Source organism: Streptomyces sp. NBC_00386 (assembly GCF_036063235.1).
Taxonomy (GTDB): Bacteria; Actinomycetota; Actinomycetes; order Streptomycetales; family Streptomycetaceae; genus Streptomyces.
On the sequence record NZ_CP107950.1, the window covers coordinates 4,737,029 to 4,756,451 of the forward strand.

The following is a 19,423-nucleotide window of genomic DNA, read 5'->3' on the forward strand; positions in this document are numbered from 1 at the left end:
ACGGGGGAGGAACTCCGCGAGGAGCCCCCGGCGCACGGCGCACGGCAAAGCCCCGTCCGGTCCGCCGGACGGGGCTTCCGCGAGCGCTGTCGATCGCGAGGGCCTACAGCCCGCCCTCCGACATCCCGTGCACCGCCGGGATCGTCCCCAGGCGGCCCTTCTGGAAGTCCTCGAAGGCCTGCTGGAGCTCGTCGCGGGTGTTCATCACGAAGGGGCCGTAGTGGGCCATCGGCTCACGGATCGGCTGCCCTCCGAGCAGCACGACCTCCAGGTCGGGCGCGTTGGAGTCCTGCTTCTCGTCGGCCCGGACGGTCAGCGAGGAGCCCGTGCCGAAGACGGCGGTCTGACCGGTGTGGACCGGGCGGCGGTCCGCTCCCACGCTGCCGCGTCCGGCCAGCACGTAGGCGAGGCCGTTGAAGTCCTCGCGCCACGGCAGGGTGATCTCGGCGCCGGGCCGCAGTGTGGCGTGGACCATGGTGATCGGGGTGTGCGTGATGCCCGGTCCCTGGTGGCCGTCGAGCTCACCGGCGATGACCCGCAGGAGCGCGCCGCCGTCCGGGGTGCTGAGCAGCTGCACGGTGCCGCCCCGGATGTCCTGGTACCTCGGGGCCATCATCTTGTCCTTGGCCGGCAGGTTCACCCACAGCTGGAGCCCGTGGAAGAGGCCGCCCGACATCACGAGGTGCTCCGGCGGCGCCTCGATGTGGAGCAGGCCGGACCCGGCCGTCATCCACTGGGTGTCGCCGTTGGTGATCGTGCCGCCACCACCGTTGGAGTCCTGGTGGTCGAAGATGCCGTCGATGATGTAGGTCACGGTCTCGAAGCCGCGGTGGGGGTGCCAGGGGGTGCCCTTCGGCTCGCCCGGCGCGTACTCCACCTCACCCATCTGGTCCATCATGATGAACGGGTCCAGGTGCCGGTAGTTGATCCCGGCGAACGCGCGGCGGACCGGGAAACCCTCGCCCTCGAAGCCCTGGGGCGCGGTCGTCACGGTGAGCACCGGACGGTCCACCGCCTCGGCCGGCGCGGCCACACGGGGCAGGGCCAGCGGGTTCTCGACAGTCACTGCGGGCATGTCGGTACCTCCTTGTGCTTCGAGTTTAGTTGAGAGTTGAACTTTCTGCTACCCGTAACGACGCGCGCCCGGAGGACATTCCCTCCGGGCGGCACAGGTTCGAGAGGCATCCGGTCGAGCGGACACCGGGGCGCCGGGACACCAGGCGCCGGGCGCCGGGGCGCCCGCGGCGGACCGTCAGCCGTACATACGGCGCATCGCGAAGTCCACCATCTGCTCCACGGCCTTCGCGTCGAAGACCATGCGGTGCTTGCCCTCCATGTCGATCACGAAGCCGTAGCCCGTGGGCAGCAGGTCGATCACCTCGGCTCCGGTGATCACGAAGTACTTGGACTCCTTGCCCGCGTACCGGCGCAGCTCCTTGAGCGAGCTGAACATCGGGATGACAGGCTGCTGGGTGTTGTGCAGCGCCAGGAATCCGGGGTTGTCACCGCGCGGGCAGTAGACCTTCGAGGTGGCGAAGACCTGCTGGAAGTCCTCGGCCGCCATGGCGCCCGTGGTGAACGCCCGGACCGCGTCCGGCAGGGACGGCGGGGACGGCTCGGGATACAGGGGCGGCTGCTGGCCGTACCCGCCGGACATCTGCCCGTCCGGCATCTGGCCGGGCATCTGCTGCTGCGGCGGGACGTACCCCTGCTGGGCGCCTGCGTTCTGCTCGTAGCCGTACATGCGTCAAAGAGTAGTGGGCCACATATGGCCCACCCGGGGTTGCTTCTTATTACTGGCGGGTAGCATCATCGTAGCTACTTGCTGGTACGTGACAAATATGCGAGGAGTCAGTGCCTCGCCGATCCCTTACGGAGCCGTCGCCATGGGGCACTACAAGTCGAATCTCCGCGACATCGAGTTCAACCTCTTCGAGGTGCTCGGGCGCGACAAGCTGTACGGCACCGGCCCGTTCGCGGAAATGGACACGGACACCGCCAAGAGCATCCTCGAGGAGCTGACCCGCCTCTCGGAGAACGAGCTCGCCGAGTCCTTCGCGGACGCCGACCGCAACCCGCCGGTCTTCGACCCTGAGACCAACACCGCGCCGGTCCCGGCTTCCTTCAAGAAGTCGTACAAGGCGTTCATGGACTCCGAGTACTGGCGTCTCGGCGTGCCCGAGGAGATCGGCGGCTCCACCTCGCCCCGCTCCCTGATCTGGGCCTACGCGGAGCTGATCCTCGGCGCGAACCCGGCGGTCTGGATGTACTCCAGCGGCCCCGCGTTCGCGGGCATCCTCTTCGAGGAGGGCAACGACGTCCAGAAGCACATCGCGACGATGGCCGTCGAGAAGCGCTGGGGCTCCACCATGGTGCTCACCGAGCCGGACGCCGGCTCCGACGTGGGCGCCGGCCGCACCAAGGCGATCCAGCAGGACGACGGCTCCTGGCACATCGAGGGCGTGAAGCGCTTCATCACCTCCGGTGAGCACGACATGGAGGAGAACATCCTCCACTACGTCCTCGCCCGCCCCGAGGGCCACGGCCCCGGCACCAAGGGCCTGTCCCTGTTCCTCGTCCCGAAGTACGAGTTCGACTTCGAGACCGGCGAGCTGGGCGAGCGCAACGGCGCGTACGCGACGAACGTCGAGCACAAGATGGGCCTCAAGGCCTCCAACACCTGCGAGATGACCTTCGGCGACCGCCACCCCGCCAAGGGCTGGCTGATCGGCGACAAGCACGACGGCATCCGCCAGATGTTCCGCATCATCGAGTTCGCCCGCATGATGGTCGGCACGAAGGCCATCTCCACGCTGTCGACCGGCTACCTGAACGCGCTGGAGTACGCCAAGGAGCGCGTCCAGGGCACCGACCTGGCCGACTTCATGGACAAGGCCGCGCCCAAGGTCACCATCACGCACCACCCGGACGTGCGCCGCTCGCTCATGACGCAGAAGGCGTACGCCGAGGGCATGCGCGCCCTGGTCCTGCACACCGCCGCGGTCCAGGACGAGATCCAGGTCCTGGAGGCCACCGGCGAGGACACCTCCGCCGCCGAGGCCATGAACGACCTCCTCCTGCCGATCGTGAAGGGCTACGGCTCCGAGAAGGGCTACGAGCTGCTCGCCCAGTCGCTCCAGATCTTCGGCGGCTCCGGCTTCCTGCAGGAGTACCCGATCGAGCAGTACATCCGCGACGCCAAGATCGACACCCTGTACGAGGGCACCACCGCGATCCAGGGCCAGGACTTCTTCTTCCGGAAGATCGTCCGCAACCAGGGCGCGGCGCTGAACTCCCTCGCCGAGGACATCAAGAAGTTCCTGGCCATCGGCACGGGCGGCGAGGAGCTGTCCGCCGCCCGCGAGCAGCTCGCCAAGGCCGCCGTCGAGCTGGAGGCCATCGTCGGCCTGATGCTGACCGACCTCGCCGCCACCGAGCAGGACGTCAAGAACATCTACAAGGTGGGCCTCAACACCACCCGCCTCCTGATGGCCTCCGGTGACGTGGTCGTCGGCTACCTCCTGCTGCGCGGTGCCGCCGTCGCCGCGGAGAAGCTGGAGACCGCCTCCGCCAAGGACAAGCCCTTCTACACCGGCAAGATCGCGGCCGCGAAGTTCTTCGCCGCCAACGTGCTGCCGGGCGTCACCGGCGCCCGCAAGCTCGCCGAGGGCGTCGACCTGGACCTGATGGAGCTGGACGAGGCCGCCTTCTAAGAGCCGCCGGCCCCTGTCCCGACGGGCGGGCACCGATCCGGGCACCTGTCCCCGCGTTCAGGTGTCCCGAGGTGTCCGCCCTTCACATCCCCCTTACGAGGGCCCGTTCCCAACCCCGGGAGCGGGCCCTCGTGCGTCGTTAAGGTGAACCCATGAGTGCACCCACCCGCTTCGACCGCGGCCACACCGACGACCTCATGTCCTTCCTCGCGGCGAGCCCGACGCCGTACCACGCCGTGGCGACCGCCGCCGAGCGGCTGGAGAAGGCCGGGTTCCGTCAGGTCGCCGAGACCGACGCGTGGGACGGGAGCAGCGGCGGGAAGTACGTGCTGCGCGGAGGGGCGATCATCGCCTGGTACGTGCCCGAGGGCGCCGAGCCGCACACACCCTTCCGGATCATCGGCGCGCACACCGACTCCCCGAACCTGCGGGTCAAGCCCCTGCCCGACACCGGCGCGCACGGCTGGCGCCAGGTCGCCGTGGAGATCTACGGCGGCCCGCTGCTGAACTCCTGGCTCGACCGGGACCTCGGCCTGGCCGGACGCCTGTCGCTGCGCGACGGCTCGACCCGTCTGGTCAACGTCGACCGCGCCCTGCTGCGCGTGCCGCAGCTCGCCATCCACCTGGACCGTTCCGTCAGCAGCGAAGGGCTCAAGCTCGACAAGCAGCGCCACCTCCAGCCCGTCTGGGGACTCGGCGACGCCCGCGAGGGCGATCTGATCGCCTTCCTGGAGGAGGAGTCGGGACTGTCCGCGGGCGAGGTCACCGGCTGGGACCTGATGACCCACTCCATCGAGCGCCCCTCCTACCTGGGCCGCGACAACGAGCTGCTCGCCGGGCCGCGCATGGACAACCTGCTGTCCGTGCACGCGGCCACGGCCGCGCTGGCGGCGGTCGCGGCGGCCGGCCCCGGACTGTCGTACATCCCGGTCCTCGCCGCCTTCGACCACGAGGAGAACGGCTCGCAGAGCGACACCGGCGCCGACGGACCGCTGCTCGGCAGTGTGCTGGAACGTTCTGTCTTCGCCCGCGGCGGTTCCTACGAGGACCGGGCGCGCGCCTTCGCCGGCACCGTCTGTCTCTCCTGCGACACCGGCCACGCCGTGCACCCCAACTACGCCGAGCGGCACGACCCGACGCACCACCCGCGCGCGGGCGGCGGCCCCATCCTCAAGGTGAACGTCAACAACCGCTACGCCACCGACGGTTCGGGCCGCTCCGTGTTCGCCGCCGCCTGCGAGAAGGCCGGCGTGCCGTTCCAGTCCTTCGTCTCCAACAACTCCATGCCCTGCGGCACCACCATCGGCCCCATCACGGCGGCACGGCACGGCATCAAGACGGTCGACATCGGCGTGGCCATCCTGTCGATGCACAGCGCCCGCGAACTCTGCGCCGCCGACGACCCGTTCCTGCTGACGAACGCGCTGGTGGCGTTCCTGGAGGGCTGAGTTCCGCCGCTCGTTCCCCCGTGAGATCGTTATTTTTTGAACCTGTTCAAACGGGATTGACGCAACGTACGATGCGCTTCAATCTTCAATGATCTGTGAATCCGGTCTCGTGGGGGACTACGTGCGAAAGAGATCCCTGGCGCTCGCCTGCGCCTCCGTCGTCGCCGGCGTCATGCTCGGGCCGCTGCCGGCCGCACACGCCGCGGTCGCGCCGCAGCTGTCCTGGGTGGGCTTCGCCGACTCGCCGGCCAGCGGCGTGATGGCCCTGTCCGCACACTCCGACAGCGCCGTCACCTCGATCACCGCGCACCTGTACGCCCCCGGTTCCGGCGCCGGTGACCCGGAGGTCGCCGAGGTCGGCGACTTCACCCTGAAATCGGGCACGGCGCAGTCGGGAGTGTGGAACAGCGGCGCCCCGCTGCGCCTGGCCGACCTCGGCACCTACCGCGTCGTGGTCGACCTGACCGACGCCGACGGGGACACCACCACCGCCCAGGGCACGTACGGGTACGAGTACGAGCTCGAAGCGAACCTCACGGATCTGCGGGCCACACCGCAGAACCCGGACTACGAGCACCAGGACGTCACCGTCACCGGCGGCTTCACGGTCACCGACCCGCGCACCGGCAAGACCACGCCCGCGGCGAACGAGCGCGTGGACCTGGAGATCTCCAGCGACCCGGACGCGGCCACCAGGACCGGCGCCGACGGCCGTTTCACCTACACCTACCACGTCGACAACCCGTCCAGCGACAGCGTCAACGCCTGGCTGCGGCCGGACGAGCCCTGGTACCAGTCCAGGGCCAACGAGAGCGTCGAGGTCAGGGCCGTGCAGTCGGACACGCGCGTGACCCTGGACGCCGCCGAACTGGACGTCAAGGCCGGACAGGCGGCGAAGGTCTCCGGGACCGCCGAGGTGTACGTCGGCGGGGCGTGGAAACCGCTGGCCGGAGCCACGGTGGACGAGATCTGGTCCGACGAGTTCGGCGGCGTGGCCTCACGGCCCGTCACGGGCGCCGACGGCCGCTTCAGCGGACAGCTGACGCTGCCGAAGTCCGGCACGGTCGAGGTGCAGGTGCGCGCCGGCACCTTCATGAGGACTGGTGAGCTGCGGACCGTCAAGGTGTACGTCGCCGAGAAGACGTCGATCACCAACTTCACCGCGAGCCTGGACAAGTACGCCCAGCTGACCGCCAAGGGCCTGCTGAACACCGGCAGATCCATCCCGGCGGGCGTGGACAACAAGGTCGACCTCCAGTACTCGGCCGACGGGAAGACCGGCTGGAAGACGATGAAGACGGTCACACCCGGCAGCTTCGAGCCGAACGTCGGCGCGACCTTCAAGGGCACCTTCACCACGTCCTACAAGGGCTACTACCGGGCGCACTTCAAGGCCGCCAGAAGCTTCCAGGAGTCGTACAGCTCCGTCGTGCACGCCACACGCACCCCGACCCGGATCACCGACGGCAACGCCGCGCCGGAACCGGTCCGCAAGGGCCGCACGATCACCTACAAGGGGAAGCTGCAGCACTACACCTCGGGCGTCTGGAAGGCCTACGCCGGCCAGGCGGTGAAGATCCTCTTCAAGCCCAAGGGCTCCAGCAGCTGGTACGACATGGGCAACGCGACCACCCGCACGGACGGCACGTTCAGCAGGGGCTTCACGGCGTCGAAGGACGGTACCTGGGTCGCGGTGCTGCTCTACCCGAACAGCACCCACCTGGTGAGCTCCGGCCGCGAGGACTACGTCGACGTGACGTGACGCGCGCCGCCGTCGGAAGCGGCGGCGGGCAGACGTGAGGAGCCTCCTCCGCATGGCTCGCGAGGTCCCGGGTACCCGGAACAGGTCCTGAACGACCCGGCGTTGCTATTCCAAGGAGACGACACCCATGGGCCTGGGCGGATGCATCATCCTGATCGCCGCGGGGGCGATCCTCACGTTCGCGACCGACTGGCACATGCAGGGGGTCAACCTTCACCTCGTCGGCGTGATCCTCATGATCGTCGGACTGATCGGCGTGACGACCTTCAGCAGCATCGCGCGGCGCAGGCGCGTCGTCGTACCGCCGACCGCGACCGTCGTGGACGACGACCGGCGCCGCCGTGACGGCTACTCGGACGGCTACGGCGTGTGAGCCGGGTCAGGCGTCCATGCCTGCGAGAACCAGGGGCAGCCGGTCCGCACCGCCTTCGGTGAGGCGGACCGGCACGCCCCAGTCCTGCTGGTGGACATGGCAGGCCGGGTACTCGGTGGACGGGTCGTCGTCGCAGGACGCGGCCATCGCCGACACGTGCAGCACGCCCGCCGGGACGGCCGGGTTCAGCTCGACGGCCCGTGACAGATCGGTGCCGGCCCCCTCGCCCGCGAGCAGCAGCTCGGGCGGGGTGGCGGACACGAGCAGCCGGGTGGCCGGGCCGTGACTCGAATCCAGTTCCTGTCCTGCGGGAGCCTGGAAGATCACGTCCAGCCGGACGGCTCCGGGGGTGACCTCGGTGGCCGCGCGCCGGGTGCGGTGGGCGACCGACTCCACCCGTACCGCCTCCTCGGGCAACCGCAGCCGGGTCAGCCGGTGCCGGGCGGACTCCACCACCACGATGCCGTCCCCGACGAGCACGGCGTCGCTCGGCTCCCGCAGGTCCGTGGCCAGCGTGGTCACCTCACCCGTCGCGGGGTCGTACCGGCGCAGCGCGTGGTTGTACGTGTCGCTGACCGCGACCGAACCGTCGGGCAGCGCGGTGACCCCCAACGGGTGCTGGAGCAGGGCCTGTCCGTGCCACCACGGAGAAGCGCACACACGAAGCGGCATGACCGACGCAACGGCCAGCCCATGGCAACGCACCACGAGTGATCCCGGTCAAACCAGCGAACGCGTCGTTCACGCGGAGAGCCTGGCCCAATGGATCTGAACACGCTGCTCAGGAATGATCCGCTGCCCGCGTCTGCCCTTGCTGACTTCCACTCGGTCGATGGCGAGCGACAGGCGATCACGCCGGTCTTCGTCCGTGGCGTCCTTCCATGCTTCCCGGAACAGGCGACGGTCGAGCATGGGCGATACGTCCATGGACGGCATCGGTAGTCTGCAGAGATCGCCGCGCAGACCGTCGATGCGGCTCCGCAAGCGCTCCGTCAGACGGTCGTAGCGGCCGATCGCTGCCGCCCCCTTGAACTCACCGCGCACATATCGGGCTTCTTCAAGATCGGCCAAACGGGCTTCCTCGTCGCGGATTTCGGAGGCGATGGCGTCCCACTTCGCGAACGCCTCCGGATCGATACGGTGGACCCAGCGATCCGCAATCGTGGCAAGCAGCGCGTCATCGGGTTCCAGCGCCGGAATTTTGGTCAGGAAGCTCTCAGCCACGTGAGCATCCACGGCGTCTGCCAGCGCGGACGCGCCGACACATTGATTGCCCGAACGGTGGGACCAGCATTGGTAGCTGCGGCCCACGCGGTGCATACGGCTTCCGCAGCCCGGTACACCACAGAACACCAGGCCGGTGAGCAGAGCCGCGCCCTGTGCTTTCGGGCGGCGCCTGCCCGCGTACTCGAAGGTACGCTCCTCGAATTGGCGGATGATGCTGTCTCGTTCGCCGACCGTGATGATGCCTTCGCCGATCTCCACGGTGTCGAGCGTCGCGGGATCGCGGTAGGGGAAGACTCGCCCCGTGTACTTCTTTTCCCCGTTGTCCGTCTCAACGGATTCCGTCTCCGGCATGAGGCCCGCAAAGGCCGGAGACCTCAGAAGCTGCATGATGCTCGCCGCGTTCCACTGCCCGCCGCGCGGTGAAGGGATCTCGTATTCGTTGAGCAACCGTGCGGTCTTCACCAGGGAAGCACCCGCCAGCACCTCGTCCGCGATCAGCCGGGCGTACACGGCGCACTCAGGATCATGGACGAGTTTCTTGCTCTTCGGGTCTACCCCGAGCCCATAGGGCGGCTGTCCGCCGATCCACTGGCCTTTGCTGCGCAGGTACTTCTTCGCATGTCCCACGCGCGCACCAAGGTCTTCTGACTCCGATCGCGCCAGTTCCGCGAGCGTCGCGACAATTGTGCGGGCGGAGTCGTCCGAGGTGTCGAGCCCTTCCACGACGGACACGAGACGACCCCCCACCGCCTCAATGCCGTCGAGAACCCTGCCCACCTGACCAATGCCTTTGCGGGAGAGGCGGTCCAGCTTCCAGACGATCAGCGTGCCGACGACTCCGGCGGTGACGGCCGCGAGCGCGGCATCGAATCCCTTGCGCTCAACCGCTTTGTAGCCGGAGCGCCCCCTGTCCGTATGGACCTTGCGAACGGTGAGTCCGTTGCGTTCGGCCCATGCACGGCAGTCGGCTTCCTGCCGTTCGATTGCGGTCTTGCCGTCACGGTCGAGAGACAGACGCAGATACAGATCACAGAATGCTTCTTGATGCACGACTCAAGAGTGTCTGGAATTTCCGTTCTTCATAGGTGAATTCCCGAAATGCTGGATCGATACACGCACGTTCGTCAGTCCAGCGCGTGCCCCGTCGTCGCGTCCACGTGGGCGGGGATCTCGTCGTGGCGGTCGCCGACCGTGAGGGTGCCGGTCGGCTCGAAGAGGAGGATCGACGCGCCGCCGGGGGCGTACGGCTTGTGTTCGGTGCCACGCGGGACCGTGCAGACCGAGCCCTTGGGGAGGACGACGGTCCGCTCGCCGGCCGGCTCCCGGAGCGCGATGGTCAGTTCGCCCTCCAGGACCAGGAAGAACTCGTCGGTGTGCTCGTGCACGTGCCAGACGTGTTCGCCCTCGACCTTCGCGACGCGCACGTCGTAGTCGTTGACGGTGGTCACGATGCGCGGGCTCCACAGGTCGGTGAAGGAGGCGAGGGCGGCGGAGAGGGAGACGGGTTCGCCACGTCGGGCGGGTGCACTGGTCATGCGTTCATCGTCCGCGTCTTCCGGCACCCCCGCGAGTGCTAGAAATCGCGTATGCCGCAAGGATCCTCGCAACGTCCCGCATCCCCGGAGCACCCCGGCGCACACGGGCCGGCGGAACCTTCGTCCCGCCGGCCGCATCGCGTCGCCGTGATCGTCGACGAGGGTACGAACCCCTTCGAAGTCGGCGTCGCGACCGAGTTGTTCGGGCTTGCCCGACCCGAACTGGGGCGGCCCGAGCCGCTCTACGAGCTGACCCTGTGCACCCCCACGCCCGGTGTCCGGATGAACCACGGGTTCTTCACGCTGAGCGGGGTGCCCGGCCTCGACGCGACGGACGACGCCGACACGCTCGTCGTTCCCGGGCGTCCCGACAACGTCGTCCCGCGCCGGGCCGTCGTCCTGGACGCCATCCGGCGCGGCCACGCGCGCGGGGCCCGGGTGGTGAGCTTCTGCACCGGGTCCTTCGCGCTCGCCGAGGCGGGGCTGCTCGACGGGCGCCGCGCCACCACGCACTGGCGCTGGACGGACGTCTTCCGGGAACTGCACCCGGACGTACTGCTGGACCCGGACGTGCTGTTCGTGGACGAGGGGGACGTGCTGACGGCGGCGGGCAGCGCGGCCGCGCTCGATCTCGGGCTGCACCTCGTGCGGCAGGATCACGGCGCGGAGACCGCGAACGCGGTGTCGCGGCGGCTGGTCTTCGCCGCGCACCGCGACGGGGGCCAGCGCCAGTTCGTGCGACAGCCGCTGCCCGACGTGCCCGACGCGTCGCTGGCGCCCCTGCTGGTCTGGGCGCAGGAGCGGCTCGGTGAGCCGTTGACGGTCGGGGACCTCGCCGCGCACGCCGCGGTGAGCCCGGCGACCCTGCACCGCCGCTTCCGCGCCCAGCTCGGCACGACTCCGCTGGCATGGCTGACGGCGCAGCGGGTCGCCCTCGCCTGCCGGCTCATCGAGCGCGGGGAGGCCCGGCTCGACGTGGTGGCGGACCGCAGCGGGCTCGGGACCGCCGCGAACCTGCGCGAACGGGTACGCCGGGCGACCGGACTCAGCCCGTCGGCCTACCGGCGGCGTTTCGGAACGCCCACCGGGGAACCGGTGACGGCATGAGATACCTCGTACGCGACCGACTGCTCGGCTTCGGTGAGGACTACTGGATCGAGGACGACCACGGCGACAAGGTCTTCCTCGTCGACGGCAAGGCCATGCGGCTGCGGGACACCTTCCAGCTGAAGGACACCCGCGGACGCGTCCTGATCGACATCCACCAGAAGATGCTCGCGCTGCGCGACACGATGATCATCGAGCGGGACGGCGATCCGCTCGCGACCATCAAGCGCAAGCGCCTGTCCCTGCTCCGCAACCACTACCGCGTGTCGCTGGTCGACGGCACCGAGCTCGACGTCAGCGGCAAGATCCTCGACCGCGAGTTCGCCGTGGACTACGACAACGAACTCCTCGCGCAGATCTCCCGGCGCTGGCTCCACGTCCGCGACACCTACGGCGTCGACGTCGTACGGGAGGACGCCGATCCGGCGCTGCTGATCGCGGTCGCGGTGTGCGTGATCCATCTGGCGGAGAAGGAACGGAGGGACGACTGACGGCACGGTCCGCCGACGGCACCCGGAAGCGGTGCCGGGGACGGATGGCGGCGGGGCCGCGTGCCGGCGGAGAGGCGGCCGACAGGCCCCGCGGCGGGATGCCGGTCCGCGGCGGGGCACCGCAGGTCAGCGGGGCGGGAGCGTCGTCAGCGAGTGGGGAGTCAGGCCGGGCAGGCGGGAGCCCGGTCAGCGGGTGGGCGTGTCCAGGCCCAGCAGGCGGTCCTTCAGGGCCGGGAACTGTTCCCGGGTCGCCGCGACCTTGGCCGGGTCGAACTCCACCGTGAGGATCTCCTCGTCCGGCCCCGCCTCGGCGAGAACCTCACCCCACGGGTCGACCACGATCGAGTGCCCCGCCTGGGGAACTCCCGCGTGCGTACCGGCCGTTCCGCAGGCGAGGACGTACGCCTGGTTCTCGACGGCGCGTGCCTGCGCGAGCAGGGTCCAGTGGGCGCGGCGCCGCTCGGGCCAGCCCGCCGAAAGGACGAAGGTCTGCGCCCCCGCGTCCACGAGTCCGCGGAAGAGTTCGGGGAACCGGAGGTCGTAGCAGGTGGCGAGGCCGAGGACGGTCTCCGGCAGCCGCACCGTCACCAGTTCCGTGCCCGCGCCCATGAGCACGGCCTCGCCCTCGTCGAAGCCGAAGCGGTGGATCTTGCGGTAGGCAGCGACGCGTTCACCGTCGGGGGAGTAGACCAGGGAGGTGTTGTAGAGGGGAGCCTCGGCCGCCGAGCCGGTCCCGGACGCGGCACGCTCGGGGATCGACCCGGCGTGCAGCCACACGCCCGCGTCGCTCGCCGCCTTGCTCATCGCCTCGTGGGTCGGCCCGTCCAGCGGCTCGGCCCACGCCCCGAACCCCTCGTAGGCGAAGGCGCCGGTGGTCCACAGTTCGGGGAGCACGACGAGATCGACTCCGGCCTGATCACGTACCAGGTCCGCCACACGGCGCCTGCGGGATGCGACCGATTCATCATCGTTTACGTCGATCTGGAGGAGCGAGGCGCGCACACTACCACCGTCCTGGCATTCGAGCCGTCGATACCGGCCTACGATCGTCACACGAAAGCACTGCCGGGGTGCCTCACAGCAGCGTAACTTAGCGTCCCAAGACACCCGCTGCCTGTGAAATGCCCGCGTCCAACCGCCCGAGGGGTCCCGTTCCGTGAGTCTGCATCCGAGTCTTCAGTCCTACGCCGACGCCTGGGCCCACTCGATCGAAGCGATATCCGAGCTGGTGCAGCCGCTTGTGGAGGGCGAGTGGAACCGGCGGACCCCGTGCCCCGGCTGGTCGGTCCGTGACATCGTCTCGCATGTCATCGGGCTGGACTGCGAGATGCTCGGCGACCCGCGGCCGATCCACACCCTTCCCCGTGATCTCTACCACGTGACGAACGAACACCAGCGGTACATGGAGATGCAGGTCGACGTGCGCCGCCACCACACGGCGCCGGAGATGACCTCCGAGCTGGAGTACACGATCATCCGCCGCAACCGGCAGCTGCGGAACGAGTCGCGGCAGCCCGACGCCAAGGTGCGGGGCCCGCTCGGCACCGAGGTCACCCTGGAACACGCGATGCGCAACCGCGCGTTCGACGTGTGGGTGCACGAGCAGGACCTGCGGTACACGCTGGGCCGGCCGGGGAACCTCGACTCCCCCGGTTCGCAGATCGTGCGGGACCAGCTGCTGGCCGCGCTGCCGAAGATCGTCGCCAAGAACGCGGGGGCACCGGCGAACTCCGCGGTCGTCTTCGACGTGCACGGGCCCGTCGAGTTCCTGCGCACCGTCCGTGTCGACGCCGACGGGCGCGGCTCGATAAACGGTTCGCCCTCCCTCGGTCCCGCCGCCAGCCTCGCCCTCGACTGGGAGACCTTCGTCCGGCTCACCTGTGGCCGCGTCAGCCCCGACGCCGTGTCCGACCGCATCAAGGCCGAGGGCGACCCGGAACTGACCGCGGCGATCCTGCGCGGCCTCGCCGTCACGCCGTAACGGACGGGGCGGCCGCGTACGCGGCGACGGGGCGGGGGCGTTCCCCCGCCCTCCGCCCCGCTCCGCACGTCCCCCAGTCCCTCACGTCACGCCCTGCACGTCCTGCACGTCCCGGACGGCGAACGCCGGCGGTAGCGACAGCGGGGCGGTGTGGCGGCGGCGGTCACGCCGGTACGTGCACCGTCTCCACCCGGCTGGCCACGAGCCGCTCCCGCTCGCGGCGGGCCGCCTGCTTCCGCAGCCGGAAGATCTGGCTCAGCCCGGCCGCCTGGAGGACGAACACGGAGGCGAAGGCGACCCGGTAGTTGTCGTCGGTGGCGTCGAGCAGGAGACCGATGGCCAGCAGCGTCGTCATCGAGGCGGTGAAACCGCCCATGTTGGTGATCCCGGACGCGGTGCCCTGACGCTCCGGCGGATTCGCCGGGCGCGCGAAGTCGAAGCCGAGCATCGAGGCCGGCCCGCAGAACCCGAGCACCGTGCACAGCACGACCAGCAGCCACATCGGCGCGTGTTCGCCGGGGTACACCAGCACCCCCGCCCACACGACCGCCGTCGCCGCGACCGTGCCCAGCGCCAGCGGCAGCCGCGCGGTGTGGTGCCGGGCGACGATCTGTCCGTACACCAGCCCGGCACCCATGTTGGCCAGGACGACGAGTGTCAGCAGCTCACCGGCCGTGGCCCGCGACAGACCCTGCGCCTGGACGAGGAACGGCATCCCCCACAGCAGCAGGAACACCATCGCCGGGAACTGCGTGGTGAAGTGCACCCACAGACCCAGCCGGGTACCCGGTTCCCGCCAGGACGCGGCGATCTGCCGGCGTACGTACGCGGCACCCCGGTGCGGGAACGGCTCCGGCCGGTGGCCCTCGGGGTGGTCCTCCAGGAACAACAGCAGGAGGACGAGGACGAGTACACCGGCGGCGGCGCTGCCGGCGAACGCGGCCGTCCAGCCCACGCCGTGCAGCAGCCGGGCGATCACGAGCGTCGAGACGAGGTTGCCGGCCATGCCGGCCAGACCCGCGAACTGCGCGACGAGCGGACCGCGCCGGGCGGGGAACCACCGGGTGCCGAGCCGCAGCACGCTGATGAACGTCATCGCGTCACCGCAGCCCAGCAGGGCGCGCGAGGCGAGCGCCATGCCGTACGACGAGGAGAACGCGAAGCCCAGTTGCCCGGCCGTGAACAACAGGACGCCGATGGTCAGCACCTTCTTGGTGCCGAGCCGGTCGACCAGAAGGCCGACCGGTATCTGCATGCCCGCGTACACGAGGAGCTGGAGGATGGAGAACGTGGACAGGGCGGAGGCGCCCACGTGGAAGCGGTCCGCCGCGTCGAGCCCGGCCACCCCGAGTGACGTACGGAAGATGACCGCGACGAAGTACACCGAGACACCGATGCCCCAGACGGCGATCGCGCGCCGGCCGCCGGGCGGGTCGCCGGGCAGGGTGGCCGAGGAGCTCATCGGACCTCGCCCCGCGCCAGGTTGGAGAACCAGCTCACGTGGCCGTGGATGAGGGCGACGACCGCGTCGGCGTCACCGGCCCGCAGCGCCTGGAGGATCTGCTCGTGCTCGACGAGCGTCTTGGTGATCCGGTCGGGGTGCGCGTGCATCACGGCGACCCCCATCCTCAACTGGCGGTCGCGGAGCTGGTCGTAGAGCCGGGAGAGGATCTCGTTGCCGCCGCTGCGGACGATCTCGGCGTGGAAGCAGCGGTCGGTGACGGCGGCGGCGGCCAGGTCCCCGGCGGCGGCCTGTTCCTTCTGCTGGTCGAGCAGTTCCTCCAGACGGGCCAGGAGCCGCGGCGACGCCGGTACGGCCTTGCGCGCGGCGTGCTCCTCCACGAGCTGGCGGGTCTCGACGACGTCGGCGATCTCCTGGGCGGAGACCGGCAGGACGAGCGCGCCCTTCTTCGGGTAGAGCCTGATCAGCCCTTCGGCCTCCAGGCGGAGCAGCGCCTCGCGGACCGGGGTGCGCGAAACACCCACCGCGTCGGCGAGTTCGCCCTCGGTCAGCAGGGATCCGCCCTCGTAACGGCGTTCCAGGACACCCTGTTTGACGTGTGCGTAGACGCGGTCCGCGGCGGGCGGCTGTTTCACGGGAGGCCGCATCGGCGCGGGTGGGGCTGAAGGCATGCGCACATCATAGATACAACACGTACGCATGCCCGGCGGCATTTCAGCATGCGGACCCCAACAACCCCCGCATGTAACCCAGGTCACATGAATTTCCTCCGTTCGCCGCACATCCCTTTGCGCGCTCCGCGAGTCTGAACGTGGGACGGCACCCCTATGTGCCGTTCTCCCAGGGGCATTTCGCGCATACGGAGCGTTCATTTTGATTACCGGCATTAAGGGCACGCGTTTCCGCAGGGCCGCCGCTGTGACCCTCACGACCGGCGCCGTGCTGGCAGCCGGAGCCTTCGGCGCCGCACCCGCGGGCGCCGTCGCCACGCCCACGATCGCCGCCAAGGGCGGCTACACCATGAACAACGGCACCGGTACGACCCTCTACAAGAAGGCTGCGGACACCAAGCTGTCCACCGGTTCCACCACGAAGATCATGACCGCCAAGGTCGTGCTCTCGCAGTCGAACCTCAACCTGAACGCCACGGTCAAGATCTCGAGCGCGTACAGCAACTACATCGTCGACAGTGGCTACGTCTCCTCGGCCAACCTGATCGTCGGCGACCAGGTCACCGTCCGTCAGCTCCTCTACGGTCTGATGCTGCCGTCCGGCTGCGACGCCGCCTACGCGCTCGCCGACAAGTTCGGCTCGGGCACGACGCGCGCCGCCCGCGTGAAGTCGTTCATCGGCAAGATGAACACCACCGCGCGGAGCCTCGGCATGACGAACACCCACTTCGACTCGTTCGACGGCGTCGGCCACGGTGCGAACTACTCGACGCCGCGCGACCTGACGAAGCTCGCCAGCAGCGCTATGAAGAGCACCACGTTCAAGACGGTCGTCAAGACGGTCTCCACGAAGCAGAAGGTGACGACCGCGAGTGGCGGCTACCGCTACTACACGTGGGAGAACACCAACAAGCCGCTGCTGACCGGCTACTCCGGCACGATCGGCATCAAGACCGGCTCGGGCCCCGAGGCGAAGTACTGCCTCGTCTTCGCCGCCACCCGTAACGGCAAGACGATCATCGGCACGGTGCTCGCCTCCACCTCGGTCACCGTCCGTACGGCGGACGCGAAGAAGCTGCTGGACTACAGCTTCGCCAGGTAACGCACCCGAACAGAAAAGGGGCCTGCCGCGCGGTTCGCGCGGCAGGCCCCTTTCCTGTGTCACGGGTCGGCAGGGGGACTCAGATCCCCCTGCCCCGTCGGCTCACGCCCAGGTGATCAGCCGCTTGGGCTGCTCCAGGACGGCGGCGGTGTCGGCGAGGACCCGGGAACCGAGCTCGCCGTCGACCAGACGGTGGTCGAAGGAGAGCGCCAGCGTGGTGACCTGGCGGGGCTTGACCTTGCCCTTGTGGACCCAGGGCTGGAGTTTGATCGCGCCGACCGCGAGGATCGCGGACTCGCCGGGGTTGAGGATCGGCGTGCCCGTGTCGACGCCGAAGACGCCGACGTTGGTGATCGTCACCGTGCCGCCCTGCATCGCGGCCGGCGAGGTCTTGCCCTCGCGGGCCGTGGCCACCAGTTCGCCCAGCGACTCGGCCAGCTGCGGCAGGGTCTTGGTGTGGGCGTCCTTGATGTTCGGCACGATCAGACCCCGGGGCGTGGCCGCGGCGATGCCCAGATTCACGTAGTGCTTCTGGACGATCTCCTGGTTGGCCTCGTCCCAGGACGCGTTGATGCCCGGGTTGCGCTTGATCGCGACCAGCAGGGCCTTGGCGACGAGCAGCAGCGGATTGACCCGCAGCCCCTGCATGTCCTTGTCCTGCTTGAGCTCCTCGACCAGCCGCATGGTGCGGGTCACGTCGAGGGTCACGAACTCGGTGACGTGCGGCGCGGTGAACGCGGACCCGACCATGGCGGTGGCGATCGCCTTGCGGACGCCCTTGACGGGGATCCGGGTCTCACGCGCGCCGTCGTACGACGCGGCCGGGGCCGGAACCTGCGGCTGGACCTGGACCGGGGCCTGCGGGACGGCTACGGGAGCCGGGGCCGCGAGGGGAGCGGGCGCCTGCGCCGGGGCTGCCGCCGCGTGCACGTCCTCCCGCGTGATGATGCCGTCCGGGCCCGACGGGGTGACCGTCGCCAGGTCGACCCCGAGGTCCTTGGCCAGCTTGCGGACCGGGGGCTTGGCGAGAGGCCGCTGCTGGGCGGACGCGGTCCCGTGGCCGTTGAGCTCGCCCTGGATCGCGGTGGCCGCGAAGAGCGTCCCGCCCTGCTGGGCGGGGGCCTCGGCGCCCTTGCGGGGGCGCCGCTTGGTGGAGGACTCCGCCACGCCGTACCCGACGAGGACCGGCTTGCGGCCCGTGGGCTTGGCCTCCTCTTCGGGGGCCGCCGCCGGAGCGGCGGGAGCGGCCGGTGCCTGTTCGGCGGCCGGGGCGGCCTGCGCGGGCGCCGTGCCACCCGACACGTCGACCGCGATGATCACCTGGCCGACGTCCACCGTCGTGCCCTCGGGGAAGCGGAGCTCGCTCACCACACCGTCGTAGGGGATCGGCAGTTCGACGGCCGCCTTGGCGGTCTCGACCTCGCAGACGACCTGGCCGTCGGTGACCGTGTCACCTACCTGGACGTACCACTTGAGGATCTCCGCCTCGGTGAGTCCCTCGCCCACGTCGGGCATCTTGAACTCGCGGAGTCCCGACGCGTTCTCAGTCATCGTCGTCACGACTCTCTCCTAGTACGCCAGCGAGCGGTCGACGGCGTCGAGCACCCGGTCCAGGCCCGGAAGGTACTCCTCCTCCAGGCGGGCCGGCGGGTACGGGGCGTGATAGCCGCCGACCCGCAGAACGGGCGCCTCCAGGTGGTAGAAGCACCGCTCGGTGATGCGGGCCGCGATCTCCGCGCCCGTCCCGAGGAACACCGGCGCCTCGTGCACCACGACCAGGCGGCGGGTCCTCTCGACCGAGGCCTGGATGGAGTCGAAGTCGATCGGGGACATCGAGCGCAGGTCCAGGACCTCGATCGACTTGCCCTCCTCCTGGGCGGCCGCGGCGGCCTCCAGGCAGACCTTCACCATCGGACCGTAGGCGACCAGGGTCAGGTCGCTGCCCTCGCGCGCCACCCGGGCCTTGTGCAGCGGACCGGGGATGGCGTCCTTGTTGACCTCGGCCTTGTCCCAGTAGCGCCGCTTGGGCTCGAAGAAGATCACCGGGTCGTCGCTCTGGATGGCCTGCTGCATCATCCAGTAGGCGTCGCCCGCGTTCGAGGGAGAGACCACCTTCAGGCCCGCCACGTGCGCGAACAGCGCCTCGGGGGACTCCGAGTGGTGCTCGACCGCGCCGATGCCGCCGCCGTAGGGGATACGGATGACGACGGGCAGCTTGATCTTGCCCAGCGCCCGCGCGTGCATCTTCGCGAGCTGGGTGACGATCTGGTCGTAGGCGGGGAAGACGAAACCGTCGAACTGGATCTCCACGACCGGGCGGTAGCCGCGCAGGGCCAGACCGATCGCGGTGCCGACGATGCCCGACTCGGCGAGCGGGGTGTCGATGACCCGCTCCTCGCCGAAGTCCTTCTGCAGCCCGTCGGTGACCCGGAAGACACCACCGAGCTTTCCGACGTCCTCGCCCATGATGAGGACCTTGGGGTCGGCATCGAGAGCCGTGCGCAGCGATTCGTTGATCGCCTTGGCCAGCGCCATCTTTTCCGTCGTCATG

Annotated in this window: 17 protein-coding genes and 1 pseudogene; 8 read left to right on the forward strand and 10 right to left on the reverse strand. The window is 69.6% G+C overall.

Annotation, left to right across the window (positions count from 1 at the left end):
* Nucleotides 1–103: 103 nt before the first annotated feature.
* Nucleotides 104–1,075, reverse strand: coding sequence for a pirin family protein (locus OG780_RS20810; protein WP_328450351.1), 972 nt, complete (start codon nucleotides 1,073–1,075; stop codon nucleotides 104–106).
* Between the two features lie 177 nt (nucleotides 1,076–1,252).
* The gene (locus OG780_RS20815; RefSeq protein ID WP_328450353.1) at nucleotides 1,253–1,744 is read right to left on the reverse strand and encodes an SseB family protein; all 492 of its coding nucleotides are present in this window, start codon (nucleotides 1,742–1,744) and stop codon (nucleotides 1,253–1,255) included.
* A gap of 142 nt (nucleotides 1,745–1,886) precedes the next feature.
* Between OG780_RS20815 and OG780_RS20820 the strand changes: the two genes are divergently transcribed.
* From OG780_RS20820 to OG780_RS20835, 4 genes are all read left to right on the forward strand, one after another.
* Nucleotides 1,887–3,713: an acyl-CoA dehydrogenase gene (locus OG780_RS20820; RefSeq protein WP_326786671.1), complete on the forward strand. Its 1,827-nt coding sequence runs from the start codon at nucleotides 1,887–1,889 to the stop codon at nucleotides 3,711–3,713.
* Nucleotides 3,714–3,865: 152 nt separating this feature from the next.
* Nucleotides 3,866–5,161, forward strand: a complete 1,296-nt coding sequence (locus OG780_RS20825; protein ID WP_328450355.1) for a M18 family aminopeptidase — start codon at nucleotides 3,866–3,868, stop codon at nucleotides 5,159–5,161.
* A gap of 121 nt (nucleotides 5,162–5,282) precedes the next feature.
* A complete protein-coding gene (locus OG780_RS20830; protein WP_328450357.1) occupies nucleotides 5,283–6,923 on the forward strand; it encodes a hypothetical protein in 1,641 nt (546 codons plus the stop codon).
* Nucleotides 6,924–7,050: 127 nt separating this feature from the next.
* On the forward strand, nucleotides 7,051–7,296 hold the full coding sequence (locus OG780_RS20835) for a DUF6458 family protein (protein ID WP_328450358.1): 246 nt from the start codon (nucleotides 7,051–7,053) through the stop codon (nucleotides 7,294–7,296).
* A gap of 6 nt (nucleotides 7,297–7,302) precedes the next feature.
* Here the strand turns inward: OG780_RS20835 and OG780_RS20840 are convergent.
* The 3 genes and pseudogenes from OG780_RS20840 to OG780_RS20850 form a co-directional block, all read right to left on the reverse strand.
* Nucleotides 7,303–7,929 (reverse strand): annotated as a pseudogene (locus OG780_RS20840) (alkyl hydroperoxide reductase); the annotation flags it as partial.
* Between the two features lie 108 nt (nucleotides 7,930–8,037).
* Entirely contained in the window at nucleotides 8,038–9,573 is a 1,536-nt protein-coding gene (locus tag OG780_RS20845) for a recombinase family protein (RefSeq protein ID WP_328450359.1), read from the reverse strand.
* A 74-nt stretch (nucleotides 9,574–9,647) separates the two neighbouring features.
* Entirely contained in the window at nucleotides 9,648–10,058 is a 411-nt protein-coding gene (locus OG780_RS20850; protein WP_328450360.1) for a cupin domain-containing protein, read from the reverse strand.
* Between the two features lie 51 nt (nucleotides 10,059–10,109).
* Here OG780_RS20850 and OG780_RS20855 point away from each other — a divergent pair, with 51 nt between their 5' ends.
* Nucleotides 10,110–11,165, forward strand: coding sequence for a GlxA family transcriptional regulator (locus tag OG780_RS20855; RefSeq protein WP_328450361.1), 1,056 nt, complete (start codon nucleotides 10,110–10,112; stop codon nucleotides 11,163–11,165).
* Nucleotides 11,162–11,656 carry an LURP-one-related/scramblase family protein gene (locus OG780_RS20860; protein ID WP_328450363.1) on the forward strand — a complete coding sequence of 165 codons (495 nt, stop codon included), beginning with the start codon at nucleotides 11,162–11,164 and terminating at the stop codon, nucleotides 11,654–11,656. Before OG780_RS20855 ends, OG780_RS20860 begins: the two co-directional genes overlap by 4 nt.
* Nucleotides 11,657–11,842: 186 nt before the next feature.
* On the opposite strand, the gene OG780_RS20865 is transcribed toward OG780_RS20860, so the two are convergent.
* Nucleotides 11,843–12,658: a carbon-nitrogen family hydrolase gene (locus OG780_RS20865; protein WP_328450365.1), complete on the reverse strand. Its 816-nt coding sequence runs from the start codon at nucleotides 12,656–12,658 to the stop codon at nucleotides 11,843–11,845.
* A gap of 154 nt (nucleotides 12,659–12,812) precedes the next feature.
* Here OG780_RS20865 and OG780_RS20870 point away from each other — a divergent pair, with 154 nt between their 5' ends.
* Nucleotides 12,813–13,637, forward strand: coding sequence for a maleylpyruvate isomerase family mycothiol-dependent enzyme (locus tag OG780_RS20870; RefSeq protein ID WP_328450367.1), 825 nt, complete (start codon nucleotides 12,813–12,815; stop codon nucleotides 13,635–13,637).
* A gap of 163 nt (nucleotides 13,638–13,800) precedes the next feature.
* On the opposite strand, the gene OG780_RS20875 is transcribed toward OG780_RS20870, so the two are convergent.
* A complete protein-coding gene (locus OG780_RS20875) occupies nucleotides 13,801–15,099 on the reverse strand; it encodes an MFS transporter (protein ID WP_328450369.1) in 1,299 nt (432 codons plus the stop codon).
* Nucleotides 15,096–15,770, reverse strand: coding sequence for a GntR family transcriptional regulator (locus tag OG780_RS20880; RefSeq protein WP_328450371.1), 675 nt, complete (start codon nucleotides 15,768–15,770; stop codon nucleotides 15,096–15,098). The genes OG780_RS20875 and OG780_RS20880 overlap by 4 nt, the downstream gene beginning before the upstream one ends.
* 202 nt (nucleotides 15,771–15,972) lie before the next feature.
* On the opposite strand from OG780_RS20880, the gene OG780_RS20885 reads away from it, so the two are divergent.
* Nucleotides 15,973–16,872 (forward strand): D-alanyl-D-alanine carboxypeptidase family protein, encoded by a 900-nt coding sequence (locus tag OG780_RS20885; RefSeq protein ID WP_328450373.1) that lies wholly within the window; start codon nucleotides 15,973–15,975, stop codon nucleotides 16,870–16,872.
* A gap of 102 nt (nucleotides 16,873–16,974) precedes the next feature.
* On the opposite strand, the gene OG780_RS20890 is transcribed toward OG780_RS20885, so the two are convergent.
* A complete protein-coding gene (locus OG780_RS20890; protein ID WP_328450375.1) occupies nucleotides 16,975–18,432 on the reverse strand; it encodes a dihydrolipoamide acetyltransferase family protein in 1,458 nt (485 codons plus the stop codon).
* Nucleotides 18,433–18,441: 9 nt separating this feature from the next.
* Nucleotides 18,442–19,422, reverse strand: coding sequence for an alpha-ketoacid dehydrogenase subunit beta (locus tag OG780_RS20895; RefSeq protein WP_328450377.1), 981 nt, complete (start codon nucleotides 19,420–19,422; stop codon nucleotides 18,442–18,444).
* Nucleotide 19,423 lies beyond the last annotated feature (1 nt).

What these genes read in the sequence shown, in the direction of transcription:
- OG780_RS20810 (WP_328450351.1), bottom strand. Translation starts at nt 1,075, where the DNA reads ATGCCCGCAGTGACTGTCGAGAACCCGCTGGCCCTGCCCCGTGTGGCC.
- OG780_RS20815 (WP_328450353.1), bottom strand. Translation starts at nt 1,744, where the DNA reads ATGTACGGCTACGAGCAGAACGCAGGCGCCCAGCAGGGGTACGTCCCG.
- OG780_RS20820 (WP_326786671.1), top strand. Translation starts at nt 1,887, where the DNA reads ATGGGGCACTACAAGTCGAATCTCCGCGACATCGAGTTCAACCTCTTC.
- OG780_RS20825 (WP_328450355.1), top strand. Translation starts at nt 3,866, where the DNA reads ATGAGTGCACCCACCCGCTTCGACCGCGGCCACACCGACGACCTCATG.
- OG780_RS20835 (WP_328450358.1), top strand. Translation starts at nt 7,051, where the DNA reads ATGGGCCTGGGCGGATGCATCATCCTGATCGCCGCGGGGGCGATCCTC.
- OG780_RS20850 (WP_328450360.1), bottom strand. Translation starts at nt 10,058, where the DNA reads ATGACCAGTGCACCCGCCCGACGTGGCGAACCCGTCTCCCTCTCCGCC.
- OG780_RS20855 (WP_328450361.1), top strand. Translation starts at nt 10,110, where the DNA reads ATGCCGCAAGGATCCTCGCAACGTCCCGCATCCCCGGAGCACCCCGGC.
- OG780_RS20860 (WP_328450363.1), top strand. Translation starts at nt 11,162, where the DNA reads ATGAGATACCTCGTACGCGACCGACTGCTCGGCTTCGGTGAGGACTAC.
- OG780_RS20875 (WP_328450369.1), bottom strand. Translation starts at nt 15,099, where the DNA reads ATGAGCTCCTCGGCCACCCTGCCCGGCGACCCGCCCGGCGGCCGGCGC.
- OG780_RS20880 (WP_328450371.1), bottom strand. Translation starts at nt 15,770, where the DNA reads ATGCCTTCAGCCCCACCCGCGCCGATGCGGCCTCCCGTGAAACAGCCG.
- OG780_RS20895 (WP_328450377.1), bottom strand. Translation starts at nt 19,422, where the DNA reads ATGACGACGGAAAAGATGGCGCTGGCCAAGGCGATCAACGAATCGCTG.